This window comes from Tenacibaculum profundicola (assembly GCF_057220795.1).
The window spans coordinates 3,621,130-3,640,688 of the sequence record NZ_CM170137.1; the positions used below are offsets into that span (position 1 = coordinate 3,621,130).

Below are 19,559 nucleotides of genomic sequence, written 5' to 3' on the forward strand. Positions count from 1 at the left end.
TAATAAAGGTATATACGGAAATACAAAACCGTGATATTTTTAGCATAGACGGGGAATTGTAAATAGTAATTTTTAAAAATATTGTCACAAAAATCAATAGCATTTATTGTTAATATGAAGTATCTATTAGATAAATTATACAAATTGGGAGTTCGTTTAGAAGTAAAGGATAACGATCTAAAAATTAAAGCTCCTCAAGGTGTCTTAACATCATCACATATAAAGGAGATAAAGAGATATAAAGAGGATTTAGTTGCACTATTGAGCTCTCAGGCCACTTCCAAAATTCCTAAGTCACCTAAACAAACGTACTACCCATTAACCTCAGCCCAAAAACGTATTTGGATGTTGAGCCAGTTTGAAAATGCTAATAAAGCATACAATATAGTGGTAGCTTACAAAATGGAAGGTGTTCTTAAGATGGACGCCTTGGAAAATGCCTTTCTTTATGTGGTTAGAAGACACGAGAGTCTAAGAACATCTTTTGTGGAAAAAAATGGCGAAGTATTTCAACAAATTACACCTCCAAATGATATTTCTTTTTCAATAGAATATGTTGATCAGACTCATAATGACTCTGTAGATATAAATCAATTTTGTGAATTTGATTTTGATTTGACGGTAGCCCCTTTGCTTGGAGCTAGGTTAATTAAATTATCTGAAACAAATCATATTTTAGTATGTGCACTACATCATAGTATTGGAGATGGTTGGTCTCTTGAGGTTTTTTCAAGAGAGTTAGTAATTTCTTATAATGCCTATTTCAAAAAAAACACACTAAAACTTCCAGAGTTATCCGTACAATATACAGATTATACCGTATGGAAAAACTCATTAGCAACAGAACAAAAACACAAAAAGGCAGAACAGTTTTGGGTACAGAAATTTCAAGGAGATCTCCCTAAGCTGAATTTGCCAAGTTTTAAAAAACGTCCATCGATTAAAACATACAATGGAAAAACAATCCATTTTAAGTTTTCAAAAGAGTTTCATAGTGATATTATTCAATTATCAAAAAATGAAGGGGTTACGTTGTTTGTAACACTTTTAGCAGGAATGAATGCTTTTTTGTCTCGTTATACAGATGAAAGTGATATCATTTTAGGTACGCCGGTGGCAGGAAGAGAGCACCCTGACTTACAAAATCAAATAGGACTCTTTATAAATACGATTGCAATTCGCACACAAATTTTATCGGATGATACCTTTAAAACAGTATTAAATCGTGAAAAAGAAAACCTATTTGAGGCTTACGAACATCAAACATATCCCTTTGATGAACTGATAGACAAGCTTAATTTAAAAAGAGACATTTCTCGATCAGCACTGTTTGATGTTATGGTTGTGCTACAAAGTCAAACACAGGTAGATACATTAGCGACAGATAATTTTTTTGAAGGACTAGAAACATATTCATGTCAAATAGACTCAACTATGGCAATGTTTGATCTGAGCTTTATGTTTGTAGAAACTGATGGTCTAAAGTTAACGTTAAATTATAATAATGATGTTTATGAGTCTAGCTTTATTGATAAACTTCTGCTTCATTTTGAAAATTTCATGCAAAAGGTTATTACGAATGATTTATACACACCTATTCGTAAAATCGATTATATTTTAGAAAAAGACAGTCAAGAACAATTAGAAATTTATAATAATACAGATCTTACATATCCCAGGCACAAAACATTAATAGATTTATTTGAAGATCAGGCAAAGCAAACTCCTAATGTCGTTGCTGTAAATTTTGGAGAAAACACCTTAACATATCAGCAACTTCATGAAAAATCCAACCAACTTGCATGCTATATAAAAGAAAAGTATGATACCCATCCAGATGATTTAATTGGTGTATTATTAGAGCGAAGCGAATGGTTAATTATCTCGATTTTAGGAATTCTAAAATCAGGTGCAGCTTATGTGCCTATGGTATTAGATTATCCGCAGAGTAGAATAGACTATATACTTAATGATACTAAGTGTAAAGCAGTTATTGATAAGGAAGAATTAACTACTTTTCTAGAAACTGCATCGAGGTTTGAAAATAAAACGTTGCAGCGTCATACTACACCTGAAAACCTAGCCTATGTGATTTACACTTCGGGAACTACTGGAACGCCAAAGGGAGTGATGATAACGCATAAAAACTGTGTTAATTTCATGTTTTACTATAACATGGAGGTTCACCATATTTCACTTACATGTAAACCAATTTTTGATACTTCTGTAATGGAAATTTTTACAGCATTAACATCAGGTAGCACATTGTTTATTGCTAAAGAAGAAATAACTTTTAGTCCAGATGCTTATGCCAAATTTCTTTATGATAATCGTATCTCACATTGCTATATTCATCCAATGCATGTGCTCCAAATAGCTAAAACATTAAGTACTTATGAAAGTATATATCTTAAAAAAGTACTTCTTGGTGTTGAACCCATAAAAACAGAAGCAGTTACTTGGTACTTAGCGAACAATATAAAAGTTATAAATGCTTATGGACCCTCAGAAACTACAATATGTGCTACAGCTTATGAAGTAAAAAGTATTGAAAGCATAGTAACCCCCAACATACCAATAGGAAAACCAATTGCTAATTATCAGGTTTTTATTATTGATGGCTTATACAATACACTGCAACCAGATGGTATTATAGGAGAACTATGTATTTCTGGTGATGGTGTTGGAAGAGGGTATTTAAATGCTCCAGAATTAACCGCCGAAAAGTATATCGCACATCCATTTATAGAAGGTGAAATATTGTATAAAACAGGTGATTTAGCCAGAAAACTACCAGACGGAAACATCGAGTTTATGGGAAGGGGAGACAGGCAAATAAAAATCCGAGGCCATCGTATTGAGTTAGGAGAAATAGAAGTAGCTCTAACAAAAGATTCACCTATAGAGGTAGCGTATATAGACATACAATCGCACAAAAACGAAAAACATTTAGTTGCATATTATATAAGTGATAAAAAGCTACATAAAGGATTTGCTCGTGAACATCTTCAAGAGAAAATTCCGTATTACATGATTCCTGGTTTTTTTGTCCAAGTTCCGAAACTCCCGATAACAATTAATGGAAAAATTGATCGAAAAAAACTTCCAGAAGTTAATTTGGAAGACATGGTTCAAACTGAATATGTAGCTCCCAAAACTATCATTCAAGAAAAACTGGTTAAAATTTGGAGTGACATTTTAGAAACTGAACAAATTGGGGTTACAAACAATTTTTTTGAATTGGGTGGGCATAGTATGAAAGCGATGCAGCTGGTAAACCAAATAAATACTGAATTTGGAAGTAACTTGGGGATGAGGGATATCTTTCTTTTTCCAACAATTATAAGTATTTCCGGACATATTTCTGATGATGATAGTAAAATAATATCAGCTACCGAAACTAAAGCTAATTATTCATTATCAAATATTCAACAACGAATTTGGATCGAAAGCCAAATACCTGAGGGTTCTATAGCATATCATATGCCTATGGTAATAGAACTATCTGATACATATCAAATTAATGTGTTATATGCGGCGGTAGATCGTATTATTGAACGACATGAAATTTTGAGGACAGTTTTTAGAAAGGATGAAAAATCAGATATTAAACAATGGATTCTAAGACCAAAAGAGGTAACTCATAGTTATGATTTTTTTGATTATTCCGAAAATGATCAAGCGGATTTTTTGATACATGAATATATAAAAGTTAAAAATAAAACATTGTTTAACTTGGAAGAAGGTCCTTTACTGCATTACGCGCTATTTAATATTCCTGAAAACAAGAGTGTTTTTTATTTAAAACTACATCATATAATTTCTGATGGATGGTCGATACAGTTAGTATTAAAAGAACTATTTGAATGTTATGAAGCTATAAAAAGCAGTACAACTCATGAATTTGCTCCTTTGTCATTACAATATAAAGATTATGCTGAGTGGGAAAGAAAAATAACTTCAGATTTAACCTTTAAAAAACATGAAAAGTTTTGGGAAGAAAAGCTTTCTGGTGAGCTTCCTTTAATCGATTTACCAAGAACAAAAATACGTCCTAAAATTAAAACATATTCAGGAAAAATTTTAAAAACCTCATTACCAGAGTCTACTTCAAAGTTATTACAATCGTTTTCAAAGTCTAATGGCGGAAGTTTATTTATCACTTTATTATCTTGTTGGAAGGTGTTACTTCATAAATATACTGGTTTAGAGGATATTATTATAGGGAGCCCTGTAGCACTTAGAAAATCAAAAGAATTAGAAAACCAAATAGGACCATATATCAATACGATAGCTTTACGAGATACAATTTCACCACATAAAAATTTTGAAGAAGTATTTTCTCTAGTTAAGCTCAATACCTTAGAAGCTTTTAAATATGAAGAATACTCTTTGGATGCGCTATTGAAAAAAATGAATGTAGAAAGAGATAGAAGTAGAAGTCCTATTTTTGATATATTATTCACTTCTCAAAATTTTGAATCTGCGATTGTAGATAATAGAATTCCTTCTGAGGATGAAATTATAAGCAGCGATAATGTAAAATCTAAATTTGACTTAAATTTAAGTTATTATGAAAGTAATAACAAGATTGTTCTTAGCGCTAATTTTAATCCAGATATTTATGAAGAAACTACGATGAAACAATTTTTACATCACTTTAAAGCCTTCATTCCAAGACTAGTTTCAAATAAGAATCTCCCAATAAGAGAAATATCTGTTCTGTCAGAATTTGAACAACAATCATATATAAAGGCCTCACAGAGAAAAGAGGTTACAACGAACCTGAATGATTCTATTGTTTCCAGATTTCAAAATATTGTACATAATTATCCAGAGAATATCGCTCTAGAAACATGTTATACAAAAGTTACGTACAAAGAATTAAATATTCTTGGTAATCAGTTTGCAGATTATCTTAAAAAAGAGCACGGTATTGTCGCTGGAGATGGTATTGTTGTAAGACTAGAAAAAGACGAGTGGTTTTTCATTACCATAATTGGTATTCTTAAAATGGGATGCTTTTTTATTCCTGTTGATTTGGAGTTCCCTGAAAAAAGGATTGCATATATAACCAAAAACAGCAAGAGTAAAACGTGTGTAGATAGCACGATAATTTCAAAATTCAGAAATCATCAAAATGATTATTCGAGAGACTTTGAAGTGAAAGAAATACAATCAAATACTACATGTTATAGTATTTATACTTCGGGTACTACAGGGAAACCTAAAGGAGTTTTAATTACTCATGAAGCTGTTTTGAATTATTCAAATTGGTTTATTACAACAAATGAAATAACTGCTGAGGATAGTTCTATTGTTCTATCAAGTTTAGCATTTGATCTTATTTACACTAGTGTTTTTCCTTGTTTACTTTCTGGGGCAACTATTTTTGTACCTAAAACTTCCCAGGCAAAAACTATCCTAGATATTACCAACATTATAAAGGATTATCAAATTTCATACATTAAAGTAACACCATCATACCTTAATGTTTTACTCGATGTTTCTCAAAACATCCTCAAGCACGATTCAAAGCTAAGATTAATTGTAAGTGGTGGAGAATCACCAATACTTAGTGACATTGAAAAAATTGTAGATACAGGAATTTCTGTATTAAATCATTACGGACCTACAGAGGCAACGATTGGAAGTTGTGCTCACCTAATTACAAAGGAAAATCTTGATGCTTTTCTGCAAACCCCAGTAATTGGGAAACCAATTTATGGAAGTTACATATATGTATTAAATTCTGAATTAGAAATGGTTCCTAATGGAGTTGTCGGTGAATTATTTATAGGAGGAAATGGATTGGCTAAAGGATATATAGCAACAGAAGAAACACGCCTAAAGTTTATTTCCGATCCTTTCCGAACTACTAAAAAAATATATAAAACAGGTGATTACGGAAAAACACTTCCTGATGGTACAATACAGTTTTTAGGTAGAAAAGATAAGCAACTAAAAATTAATGGTTATAGGATTGAAACACAAGAAATCAAGAACCTACTTGTTGATCACAAAGCTATTATAAATGCTCATATTACAGTAGTTGAAAATAATGATCAGCAACATTTAATTGCTTTTGTACTTAGTACAAGAACAAATATCGCTGATTTAAAAGAGTATTTACGTCAGTATCTTCCAGAGTATATGTTGCCAAGACAATTCTATTTACTAGATCAATTTCCAATAAACAAAAATGGGAAAATAATTGAGAAAGAGTTGCTAAAGAGCATAGAAATTGAACAAGAAAATACCACAGAGTATATACCTCCAAGTTCTGAAAACGAAAAAATGTTGGCAGCTATATGGGAAGAAGTACTAGGAGTTGAAAATATCGGAATAAAGGATGTATTCTTTGAGTTAGGAGGTGACTCTATTAAGGCTATTCAAATTTTATCTAGAGTTGGAGAAAAAGGGTTGACTTTCGATTTGACTGATATTTTGAAATATCCTACCATAGAACAATTGGGGTCATTTGTAAGGGTGAAAAACAGAAAAATCATTCAAGATCAGGTTTTTGGAGAAGTTCCGTTAAGTCCAATACAACGTAGATTTATTAATAATGAGAAAGACATTCCTCATTTCTTTAATTATTCTTTTTTATACGAGAGTAAACAACCACTGGAAAAGTTAAAGATCAAAAAAGCTTTTGAAATACTCTCAGCGCATCATGACATACTAAGAGCACAATTTTTAAAGATAGATTCCGACTGGAAACAAACGATAGAAAATAATGCGATCTATAATTTTTATGAGTTTGAAAATGTTGAACAAGACTTTGTTTTAGAAAAATCAAGGTATGTTCAAGAATGTACTAATGTAACAGATACATTGATAGGAATAGCTCTCTTCAAAACGGATCAAAAATCATTGCTTTTCTTTTCTTTTCACCATCTTATCATAGATATTATTTCATGGTATATAATAAAAGAAGATTTTGAAAATATATATCTAAGTTTGAGTGATAACAAACCGGTTGTATTGCCAAAGAAAACAGATTCGTATTTGTATTGGATGAATCAACAACTAGAAAAGATAAAAACAGAACGTTTTCAAAAAGATGTAGCATATTGGAAACAATTTAATATAGCGTTGCATACATCTCTATTTAAAAATACAGATCAACTGATTAATACATATGAAAATCAGCATGTATCTACGTTTATATTTTCAGAGAAAGAAACATTAATGTTTCAAGAATTGCCTCAAAAAAAGTATAATATTAATATCGAAGAAGTATTAGTGACAGCATTTTTAGATGCGTTCTCTAAAACTTTCGGGTCTGAAGAGGTTTTAATAGATATAGAAAGTCATGGAAGGCATGAGACTTTAGATAATATAGATGTTAGTCGCACTGTTGGATGGTTTACTTCAATATATCCAGTACAATTACATGTACATAAAACTCTTAGCGAACGGATAATGCATACGAAAGAAACACTGAGAAAAGTGCCAAATAAAGGTGTTGGTTTCGGAATGCATAAGTATTTGTCAAAATCTTCAAAAGAAATAGTTAAGCCTGAGCTTAGAATTAATTATATCGGAAATATTGACTCTAATACAATGGAGGATGGTTTTCTAGTTATGAAACCTGGGGTAAATCCTATATCTGAAAAAAGGACACGTGATTACCTAATAGATATTCAAGCAAGAATACAAGATGGAAAACTATATGTGCAATGTTACTATCCAAAACATTTTTTCTCTGAATCAAAAATAACAACATTGTTATCGAATTATGAACAGCAGTGTTATGCTATCATTTCACACTGTCAAATTTTGGAACAACAAAAATATACACCCTCAGATTTTACGTTCTCTGATTTTGGTATTACTGAAATGGCAGATTCTGAAATATTTGTCAATGATAATGTAGTAGATGTATTACCAATGAGTTTATTACAAAAGGGAATTTTTTATCACTATAAGAGGAATAAAACTAGTAAGGCATATTTTGAACAGAAAAACTTCAGACTTAAAGGGAATTTTATTGCAGATAAAGTGGAGGAAGCTTTTCAGGTTGTACTTAATAAATACGCTATCTTAAGAACATCTTTCACAGATGATATAGGAGGCGATTTATTACAAGTGGTTAAGGGATATCAAAAATTGAACTTTGCGTATCATGATATATCTCATCTATCCGAAAAAACCAGGAAAGAAAGGCTTGAAACAATTAAAAAGAAAGATATAGAAAACGGCTTTGATTTAGAAAATGGGATACTCATACGACTTCATTTATTTAAATTAAGTAGTACAGTTTTTGAGTTCTGTTTAAGTCATCACCATATCCTTTTTGATGGTTGGTGTAATAGCATCATTTTTAATGATTTCTTTAGAGCTTATATTCAATTGTTACAGAATAATAGGATTGATATTGGTACAGAAATTCCATTCTCAAACTATATAAATTGGTTAACTAAAAGGAATAACTCTAAAGCAGTAACTTATTGGAAACAATTATTATTTGATTACGAGCAAGGAGTAAAAGTTCCTTATGAAAAAAATAGCCTAGTAGAAGACGTTAGTAAATCACATGATCGTTATTCATTTCATATTAGTGAAGAAGAAACGGTTGCCTTACAGCATTTAGCAAATAAAAACAGGATTACATTAAATACCCTAGTTTCTTGTATATGGGGCATGCTTCTAGCAAAATATAATGATACAAACGATGTTGTTTTTGGAGCTGTAGTTTCTGGACGACCAGGAGATTTACAACATGTAGAAAACATGGTTGGATTGTTTATAAATACGATTCCTGTTCGTATATGTTTTGAAAATGATTCCTTTGAAAATGTAGTTAAAAATCACCAGCAATTTTGGATTGATTCACAAGAACATCATTATTTGCAATTGTCCGAAATTCAGGCAAATTCTCATCTAAAAGACCGCTTGATAAATCATTTATATGTGTTTGAGAATTACCCAAGTCTAAATTCATTAAATGAAAATAAAAAGAATCTAGATTTTGAGTTTTTAGATTTCGAGGTCTACGAACAATCCAATTACAATTTCGCATTTATTGTAATGCCTGGAACTGAGTTGCATTTCGGATTTTCTTTTGATGCAAATTTATTTTCAAAATCTGATTTGCAAAAAATAGAACGTCATCTTAAAAATTGTATTCAACAGATAATAAAAGACCCTACACTCTCCGCGTCGGAAATTGATATAGTAACACCGCAAGAAAAACAACAATTATTATCTGAATTCAAAGGTCTTCAAAATGAACTAGAAACAGAAGATACATTGGTATCTCTTATTTCTAATTATGCGACTACATTACCAAATAAAAATGCAGTTATTGATAATGAAAGTATATTAACATATTCCGAACTGGATCAATTATCATCCAAAGTAAGTAATTACCTTATAGAGAATAATATACCAAAAGGAAGAAACATTGGAATACTTTATCATAAATCGTCTACATACATAGCGTTAATTGTAGGAATTTTAAAGGCAGGATGTTCTTATGTACCACTCGATGTAAAATGGCCGTTAAAAAGAAAAAAAGAAGTTTTAAACCAGGCCGAAATTCCATTAGTTTTTATAAGTACTTCAGAAATTGGTGTGGCCAATATATTACAATGGGAATGTGCTAGACTTCAAACGTATGTATGTGTAGATACGGAAGAACCATATACAATAGTAGAAGAAGAAAGCCCGTTAATGTCGGAAGAATTATGGAATCACATTGCTACTACTGCTAAAGATGAAATTGAAGCAGGAGGTTGGGTAAGTAGTTTTACAGGAATACCATTTTCTGAATTAGAAATGAAAGAGTACTCTGAAAACATTCTCTATAAAATACGCCCATATTTAAATAAAGAAAAACGTGTTTTAGAGGTTGGATGTGCTTCTGGAATAACAATGTTTGCCATTGCACCTCATGTAAAAGAATATGTAGGTTTAGATATCTCTTCAGAAGTCATCAATAAAAATGTTAATAAGATAAAACGAGAAGGTGTAGATAATGTTTCATGTTATGTGAAGTCAGCGGCTGAAATTGATTCATTAGATTTAGGAACTTTTGATATTATTATTATAAATAGTGTGATACAATGTTTTCCAGGATTGAACTATTTACGTGATATTCTTAAAAAATCATGTCGTATCATTTCTAAAGACGGAGTCTTATTTTTAGGAGATATCATGAATCATGAGTTAAAGCAAACTATGTTAAACGACCTGAGGTTGTATCAACAAGAGCATAAAAAAGCTAAGACAAAATTAACATTTGACACAGAATTATTTGTAGCTCCTAATTTTTTCATTGATTTTTCTATTCAGAATGAAATGCAAAGATCACCTATAGTTTCCGCTAAAAAACATTCAGTAGCAAACGAATTGACAAAGTATCGATATGATGTAATTTTTGAATTGGGAACGCTACGGTCAGAAGCTGTTAAAAGCCCTTTGAAACATCAACATGGAAAGAATGTCATAGATAAACAACCGACCGAAAGCGTAAATAGAGAAATCAATGCCTTAGATCCAGCTTATATGATATTTACTTCTGGAACTACTGGGGAATCTAAAGGTGTAAGCGTGACTCATAAAAGCATTATCAATACATTGAAATGGAGAGAAAGAGTATATTCCTTTTCAAATGAGGATTGTATTTTGAGTATCCCTTCTTTTCATTTTGATGCTTCTGTAGAAGATATTTTTGGAGCGTTGCGATCAGGAGCTACGTTATGTATTCCAGATCAAAATAAAATATTAGATACAGATTATCTTTCGAAATATATAGAAGACAAAAAAATAACAAATTTCATTGCAGTACCAACTTTTTATGAAGTTATACTGGACGATTTAAAAAATAAAAATCTTCATTTAAAAACTGTTACAGTAGCAGGAGAAGCATTAACGCAAACTGTTTTAGATAAACATTTTTCAAAACTTCCAAGCGTAAGATTGTTTAATGAATATGGACCAACAGAAACAGCTGTTTGTGCTACTTATAAAGAAATGAAACCTTCATCAGAAATATCGATAGGTAAACCAATTGATAATATGGAAATTCTAATCTTGGATAAGAATGACAAATTATTACCCATTGGAATTGTTGGAGAAATTGTTATTGGAGGTACAGGAGTTTCTCTAGGTTACTATAATGACACAGAGAAGACAAAACAAAAGTTTGTAAAGCATCCTTATAAAAATAATGAAGTTATATACAAAACAGGGGATTTAGGAAAATGGTTGCCTAATGGAGAGTTGGAATTTCTAGGCAGAAATGATCATCAAGTTAAAATAAGAGGTTTTAGGGTAGAACTTACGGAGATTGAAGCTATTTTAGAAACACATGTATTGATTAGAAGAGCTGTAGTATCTAATAATGATGAACGTTTAATGGCGTTTGTAGAACTTTCAGAAGAACAATCGTTAGATGTGGAAGATATTTTAGTTTATACAAAGAATCAGTTGCCATCATATATGATTCCTACAAGAATAGAAGTAATTGATGAAATACCACTCACCCCAAATAATAAAATAGATAGAAAAAGAATAAAAAATCTGTCTCGTAAAAAAGGAAAAACTGAAGTTGTAAATCTACCAGAAACGGAAAAGGAAAAAGCCTTGGCTATTGTTTGGAAAGAAGTATTGCGTACCTCAAAAGATATGTCATTAGATGACAATTTTTATGAACTTGGAGGTGATTCAATAAAGTCCATGTTGGTAGTTTCTAAATTAAAAAAACTAAAATACCACATCAGTATTACGAAGGTTTTGACGGCGCCAACACTAAGAGAACAGGCATTTCAATTAGAGCATAGAAACAAGTTGTCTTCTAATCACAAAGTTGAAGTGAAATCTGAATTACTACCTATTCAAACAGAGTTTGTTGATAGATATGGAGGTATTCCTTCTCAGTTCAATCTTGCGGTTTCATTGGTTAATAAAGATATTGATGATAGATGGTTTGCAGAGGAAGTACAACATTTATTGGGAATATTAATACAGCAACATGATGCTTTACAACAAAATTTCAAGAAAGAAAATGATGATTGGCACATGTTTTATGATAAAACAATACATATAGAAAAACCTTTATACTTTGATTATAGAGAAGGAAAAGGGAGTTTAGAAAAAATGCATAGTGAAGCTACATCAAAGCTTCACAAAACATTGGATATTGATCAAGGACCGTTGATAAAAACAGCCATCTTTGATTTTGATGATGAAAGTAGATTAGTCATTGTAATTCACCATTTTGTTATAGATGTGATTTCTTGGAGAATTCTTATAAAAGATATATTAAAATTAAAGAGACTACAAGTAGAAGGAAAGGAATTAAAACTAGAAGAAAAAAAATATCCTTATAGCAACTGGGTAAAACAATTAAAACTATATGGTGAGAGTCACATATTTCAAAAAGAATTTTCTTATTGGCAGGAAGTTTCAGAACAAAAAACATCACAGATAGTACCTGATGTTCCAGAAGGAGATCGTTCAACATCTCATCAAACCGCTATGGCATTGACATTGTCAGAAACTCAAACAGAAACGTTATTAACCAAAGCGAACCAAATTTATGCTTGTAGAACGGATGACGTTATTCTTACTGTTTTAAGTGTTGCTTTACAAAAAGTGTTTAATGCAAATAACGCTAAAATTCATATGGAAAGTCATGGTCGGGCAGAGCTATTAGAAGATATTGATGTTAGTGAAACTGTTGGCTGGTTTACTTGTAAATACCCGGTATTATTAACACCTCAGTATAATTTGGAACAAACACTAGTTCATACCAAAGAAGTACTTCGAAAAGTGCCAAACTTAGGAATAGGGTACGGTATTTATCATGATTTGATGAAACCAAAATCAGTTCGAGAAGAAATTATGATTATGTATAATAACTTAGGGAGTTTTGATACTGAGTCTGAACAAATGTCTTATAACAAAATTACCGTTTCGCAAGATTATACAGGAGTAGGGATATCTGAAAATCGTCCAATAGTATACGATTTGTATATAAGAAATGTAACTGTAAACGGGCAAATTCAGATGACAATCAACTTTAATACAACCCGATTCCATAATGAAACGATTCATCAACTTAAAACCAGTATCTCTGAGCTCTTAGAAGAATTAATATTCTTATTTGAACGTACGGAAGATACTGTAGTTACACCAAGTGATTTAGGAGAAAATGACCTTAGTTTGGATGATTTTGAAGCGCTCTTTTAATGCCCGAACAAAATAGATCTTTATAAAAAATTGAATTATATATGCTACATAAAAAAAATATAAAACGAATATTTAAATGCTCTCCTATGCAGAAAGGTATGTTCTTTTTGCATAAGTTGAACCCTACGTCAAAACAACATATTGTACAATATTACTTTACACTTAAAGGAGAAATACAATTAATCAATTTTAGAGAAGCATTTAATGATGTTTGTAAAAGATATGATGTTTTAAGAACAGTTTTTGTACAAAAAACAACTGATTATCCAATTCAGGTTGTATTAAAAGACGTTACTCCTGAATTTAGGTATACCAATTTGATGGTTAGTCCAACCATAACAATAGAAGAACTATTAGAGACTGACCTAGAAAAAGGCTTCCAAATAGATAAAACCCCTTGTGTCAGGTTGCAATTAGTAAAAGAAAATGATACTTCCTATGCTTGTATTTTTACATTTCATCATATTATAATGGATGGCTGGTGTAATAGCATTATCATCAACGATTTTATGGCTTGTTATGCAACTCGTACATTAAATTTAGAGGCACCCAAAAAACCTACCTCTGATTATGAATCCTATATACATTGGTTGGACAGGCAAGATATGTCAACAGCAACAAAGTTTTGGAAAGACTATTTAAATGGGTACCAAAATCAACTTAAAATACCATTTTTAAAACAACAAAATAACCTTCCTTATAAGTTTGAAAATCATACCATTTCTTTTGGAAGTTATCTAACAGAGAATCTTGTTGCTATTGCTAAAGAAAATGAGATCACTTTAAATGCGGTGTGTCAATTGCTATGGGCTATTGTACTGGCTAAAATAAACGGCGTTTCTGATATTGTTTTTGGTGTGGTTTCTTCTGGAAGACCACCTGAAATAGCTGATTCAGATAAAATTTTGGGATTATTTATAAACACACTCCCTATTCGAATTTCTTGGAATGAAAACTCAACAATACGTGAAGTACTCAAACAGTCTTTTGAAAAAATAAATGTAATTCAGAATTATAGCTATGTGCAATTGGCTGATATTCAGTCGCAATCAGAACGGTCTAGAAACTTAATTGACCATATATTCATTTTTGAAAATTACCCTAAGAGTATAGAAGACCTTTCCAATGCAGATGAATTAAAATCATTGAATTTGCGTTTAGAAAATAGTCAAGTTTTCGATCAAACAAATTATAATTTTAACATTATAGCAAAGAAAAATGAACAAGTTGAATTTAAATTTTTATACAACGCCTCATTAATAAATATCAAAGATATTGAGGTTATTGGTGATTACATTAAAAATGTAATGCGTCAAATCGTTGAAGGTCAGGATGAAAAAATGACAACGGTTTCTTTAGCTAAAAAAGAAAATCTAGCCGTGGTTCACGGAGTAAAGAAAGAAATTCAACATCATTCTTTGGTAACGTATTGGAGTGAAATCGTAAAAAAATTCCCAAATAAAATTGCAGTTACTCAAAATGATCAAGAATTTACCTATCGAACAATTCATGAATTATCGGATTCTTTTGCCCAATTCTTACAACAAAAACATAAAGTTCAAAAAGGAGATCGTGTAGTTATAGCCTTGGAAAGGTCAGAAAGAATGATCATTGCTGTATGGAGTGTTTTAAAACTTGGTGCAACAATTGTTCCTATGGATCTAAATTATCCTCAACGGCGAAAAGAATATATTTTAAATGATTCTGAGGCAACTTGTACTATTGATGAATCTTTGATGGCAACATGGAATGATAATCAGGAAGTAGCTATCGAAACTACTATGTTGTTTAACGGTCCCGATAGCAATTCAATATGTTATATAATATATACATCAGGAACTACAGGAAAACCTAATGGCACGATGCTGACCCATGAAAATTTGATTAATTTGATTGATTTTCATGATACAACAACAATTGAACTTTCGAAAGTTTTGCAATTTGCTCCGCTAGTATTCGATGTTTCTTTTCAGGAAATTTTTGTTACACATTTGCGAGGAGGGAATTTGTTTTTAATTCATGAAACAATACGATACAATGTTGAAGCATTATTTCAGTTTGTACAAAAGCACCAAATAAACACATTGTTTTTACCAACCTCTTATTTAAAATATATAAGTAATTCTAAGGAGGTATTATACAAATTTCCAACTTGCGTAAATGATATTATTGTTGCAGGAGAACGGTTGATTATAAATATGTATTTGAAAGAATTTCTATTAGCTCATACTATTCGATTACACAATCATTATGGGCCTTCTGAAACCCATGTTATAACAGCGTTAACAATAAACAAAGAAACAGCAATTGATAAAATCCCAGCAATCGGATCACCCGTTCAAAACACGTCTGTTTATATCATGTCAAATACTAATAAAATACTAGCTAAAGGAGCTGTCGGACAATTATTAGTTAAAGGGAAATCTTTGGGGAAAGGTTACGTGAATAATAATGAACTCACAAAAGAAAAGTTTGTTACTATAAATGGAGAAATATATTATCGGACTGGAGATAAAGCATACATACATACCGATAATTCTATTCATTATCTAGGAAGAATAGACGACCAAATAAAATATAGAGGATACCGAATTGAGTTAGATGAAATAGCATCTATCATATTGCAAAATGTATCAGTAAAAGAGGCAGTTGTAATATTATATGATGAATCAACTTCTGTTCAGAAATTATTAGCTTTTTTAATAGCTGATGATGCTTTTGATGAGGCTCAGTTATTCGCTCATTTAAATGATCATTTACCACATTATATGATACCAACATCAATTATTTGTCTGGATGCATTTCCTATGACACATAATGGTAAAGTTGATAAAAAAGAGCTTATAAATAATTATACTTCTAATATCGTTACTAATACCAAAGAAGTATTACCGACAGAGGAAGAAGAAAAAATAATTGGAATTTGGAAAGATATTTTACAAGTAAATACTCTTACAGTGCTAGATAACTTTTTAAACTTAGGAGGCCATAGCTTACAATTCATACAATTGGCGGGAAGATACTCCAAGCACTTTAAAGTAGATGTCTCTTTTAGAGAATTATTTTACAATGCAACAGTCAAGGCGCATGCTAAATTAATCGTTTCCAAAGCAAAGGGTAATCAACAAAACAAAATCCCAAAAACAACACTAAAAGACAAATATCCTTTGAGCTCATCACAATTGAGAATGTGGACTTTAAGTCAATTTGAAAATGCAGATCGAGCACATAATATTGTTCAAGCTTTTGAGTTTAGAGGTGATTTAGATAAAGACCTTTTAGAAAAGGCTATTATAAAAGCCGTTGAACGACATGAAGTTCTTAGAACACAATTTGTAATTGATGAGAAAAATGATGTATGTCAGTTTTTTAGTTCAATAGAGCAATTCCGTTTTAATATAGAATACTTAAGTCATACGACTCCATTAGCTATTGATGAAATCATAGAAAACAGGTATAGAACAGTGTTTGATTTGGAAAAAGGGCCATTGTGGAACATTACCATTGTCAAGATATCCGAACAACAACACATTCTCATACTTACAATACACCATATAATTTGTGATGGTTGGTCGATGCAGATTTTAGCGAAAGAAGTACTAGCGAATTACCATTACTTACGAAATGAAAATACATTAAAAGCTCAACCTGAACTCACAATTCAATATAAAGATTATGTTGCTTGGTTAACAATGACTAATCAACAAAAACAAATAGGAAAAGAAGAAGAGTATTGGTTGGATAAATTTAAAGGCACCATACCGCGTATCGAATTTCCTACTTCAAAAAAACGTCCTGCTTTAAAAACATACAATGGTGATAGTGTCTCAATAACTTTTTCAAAAGAACTATCTGAAAGCATAAAACAATATATGTTGGTGAGTGAATCGACGCTTTTCATGACTCTTTTATCAGGAATAAATACGTTATTGTTTAGATATACGAATCAAACCGATATCATTGTTGGAACACCGACAGCGGGTAGAATACACGAGCAATTAGAAAATCAGCTAGGACTTTACTTAAATACGTTGGCCATTAGAGCTCAGTTTGATAAAGAAATTAGCTTTGCTGGTTTAACAGCACTGATGAAAGAAGAATTATCAAAAACCTATTCAAACCAATTATATCCTTTTGATAAGCTTGTAGACAAACTAAAACTAGAAAGAGATCTTAGTAGATCACCACTATTTGATATCTTAGTAGTGCTACAAAACTTTCAAAATACAATTGTTGAAGAAACTAAATACAATACAGATCTTACCGTTAGTACATATTCAGGAAATGCTCGGAAATTGAGCATGTTTGATCTAAAATTTGTTTTTCAGGAATATAATAATAGAATACATCTCTTATTAGAATTTAACTCTGATATTTATTCGAAACCCTATATTCGTCAGGTAGCAGTTCATTTAGAAACAGTACTTCATCAAGCAGTTCAAAAACCTAAAACACCAATAATTGAGTTAAATTATTTATCAGCATCTGAGAGGCAACGTATTTTAAGACCTGCAAGGCAACAGAAGAATGTAGAAACTAAAGATGAAACGATTATTACGCTATTTAAAAAATCGGTAGAAGAATTTGGAACACATGATGCATTAATAGGAAATAAAAAAACATTAACATATAAAGAGTTAGATACCTTATCTGATGAACTAGCTAGTTATTTAAAAACAACATATAATGTACTTCCTGAAAGTAATGTGATTATCTTTTTAGAGCGAAATGAATGGGTGTTTGTTGCTATGTTAAGTGTATTAAAATTAGACTGTACATTTGTGCCAGTTGCTACAGATACGCCAAGTGAGCGCATGGCATATATAAGAGGTGATTGTAGCAGTGTGCTAACAATTGATAACGTTGTTATTGAGCAATTTACTTTGGAACATACTAAAAAAGAAACGTTATCAATACCAAAGCCATCAAACAATACACCAGCTTATATCATATATACTTCAGGAACTACAGGTAAACCTAAAGGGGTTTTAATATCAAATAAGGCCTTAGTAAATTATGTAGATTGGTTTAAAGGCTCCCATAATATAACAGCAGGTGATCGTTCAATTGTGCTTTCTGCACATACATTTGATTTGATTTACACCAGTGTTTTTGGTTGCCTTGTCTCTGGAGCAACCTTATATGTGCCACCAGAGCATTTAATTAGTGACTTGAGTGAAATATCAAAATATATCATAGAGCGTAAAATTACCTTTATAAAAACTACGCCGATGTATTTGAATGCTTTGTTAAATGTAAAAGAAAATATTTTAAGTTCTCTTTCATTGCGTTTAGTGGTTTGTGGAGGGGAAAAGCCAATTTATGAAGATGCAAGAAGAGTGGTAGAAGCAGAGAAAATATTTCTAAATCATTATGGGCCTACAGAAACAACCATTGGTGTTTGTACTCATGCGGTAAGCAAAGAAAATATAAGAGAATTTGAAGAAAACATGGTCATAGGAAAACCTGTTGATAACACACAGGTACTAATTTTGGATTCAAATCAAGAACTTTGTGGAGACAATATCATTGGAGAAATATGTGTTTCAGGACCGCAATTATCAGATGGTTATCTAAATTTAAAAAACCTTACCAACGAGAAATTTGTAACTCACAAGAAACTTTCAAAAAAAATCTTTAAAACAGGTGATTTAGGTAAAAGGTTACCTGATGGTACAATAATGTACATTGGACGAAAAGATAATCAAATAAAAATTAGAGGATACAGAGTAGAATTAGAAGAAATAGAACAGGTATTATCATCAAATAGGGACACTGTGCAAAAAGTAGCTGTACAGCTAAGAGAGCGCAATGGCCATCAAAGTTTAATTGCGTTTATAGTAACGCATAACAATATCAACTTTAATGAAACAGAGCTAAGAAGAGCGCTACAGAAAACATTACCTGATTATATGATGCCAGACTCTTTTATAATATTGGAAGATATGCCTCTCAATGCGAATGGAAAAGTAGATAGAAAAGCTCTTTATGCTAAAGATATTACCATTAATTCGGCACCGGATCAAGTTTTTGAAGCAGGTAATCACATAGAAGAAGTGTTGGTTTCATTGCTAAAAAAGGAGTTAGGAGTTGAGAAAATCTCACTTAAAAGCAGTTTTTTTGATTTAGGAGCTAACTCAATTATACTAATTAAATTATTATATGAAATAAATACAGCGTTGAATATCAATTTAAAGTTGCCAACAATATTTCAATTCCCAACGGTTGAAAGCCTCGCTGAAGCAATCACTGCTAACGAAGAAAAACATCTCGTTCAAATTTTAGATGAGGTAGAAGAAAGTGTGGTAGATGATAATATCTACGATATTTTTAGTGAATAATTTTTGAGATGAGTA

At 31.3% G+C, this 19,559-nt stretch carries 2 protein-coding genes; both read left to right on the forward strand.

The window, feature by feature from the left end:
• Positions 1–114: 114 nt before the first annotated feature.
• On the forward strand, positions 115–13,203 hold the full coding sequence (locus AC2TDS_RS14915) for a non-ribosomal peptide synthetase (protein ID WP_484736373.1): 13,089 nt from the start codon (positions 115–117) through the stop codon (positions 13,201–13,203).
• A gap of 86 nt (positions 13,204–13,289) precedes the next feature.
• On the forward strand, positions 13,290–19,544 hold the full coding sequence (locus tag AC2TDS_RS14920; protein WP_484736374.1) for a non-ribosomal peptide synthetase: 6,255 nt from the start codon (positions 13,290–13,292) through the stop codon (positions 19,542–19,544).
• Positions 19,545–19,559: the final 15 nt, after the last annotated feature.

What these genes read in the sequence shown, in the direction of transcription:
- AC2TDS_RS14915 (WP_484736373.1), top strand. Translation starts at nt 115, where the DNA reads ATGAAGTATCTATTAGATAAATTATACAAATTGGGAGTTCGTTTAGAA.
- AC2TDS_RS14920 (WP_484736374.1), top strand. Translation starts at nt 13,290, where the DNA reads ATGCAGAAAGGTATGTTCTTTTTGCATAAGTTGAACCCTACGTCAAAA.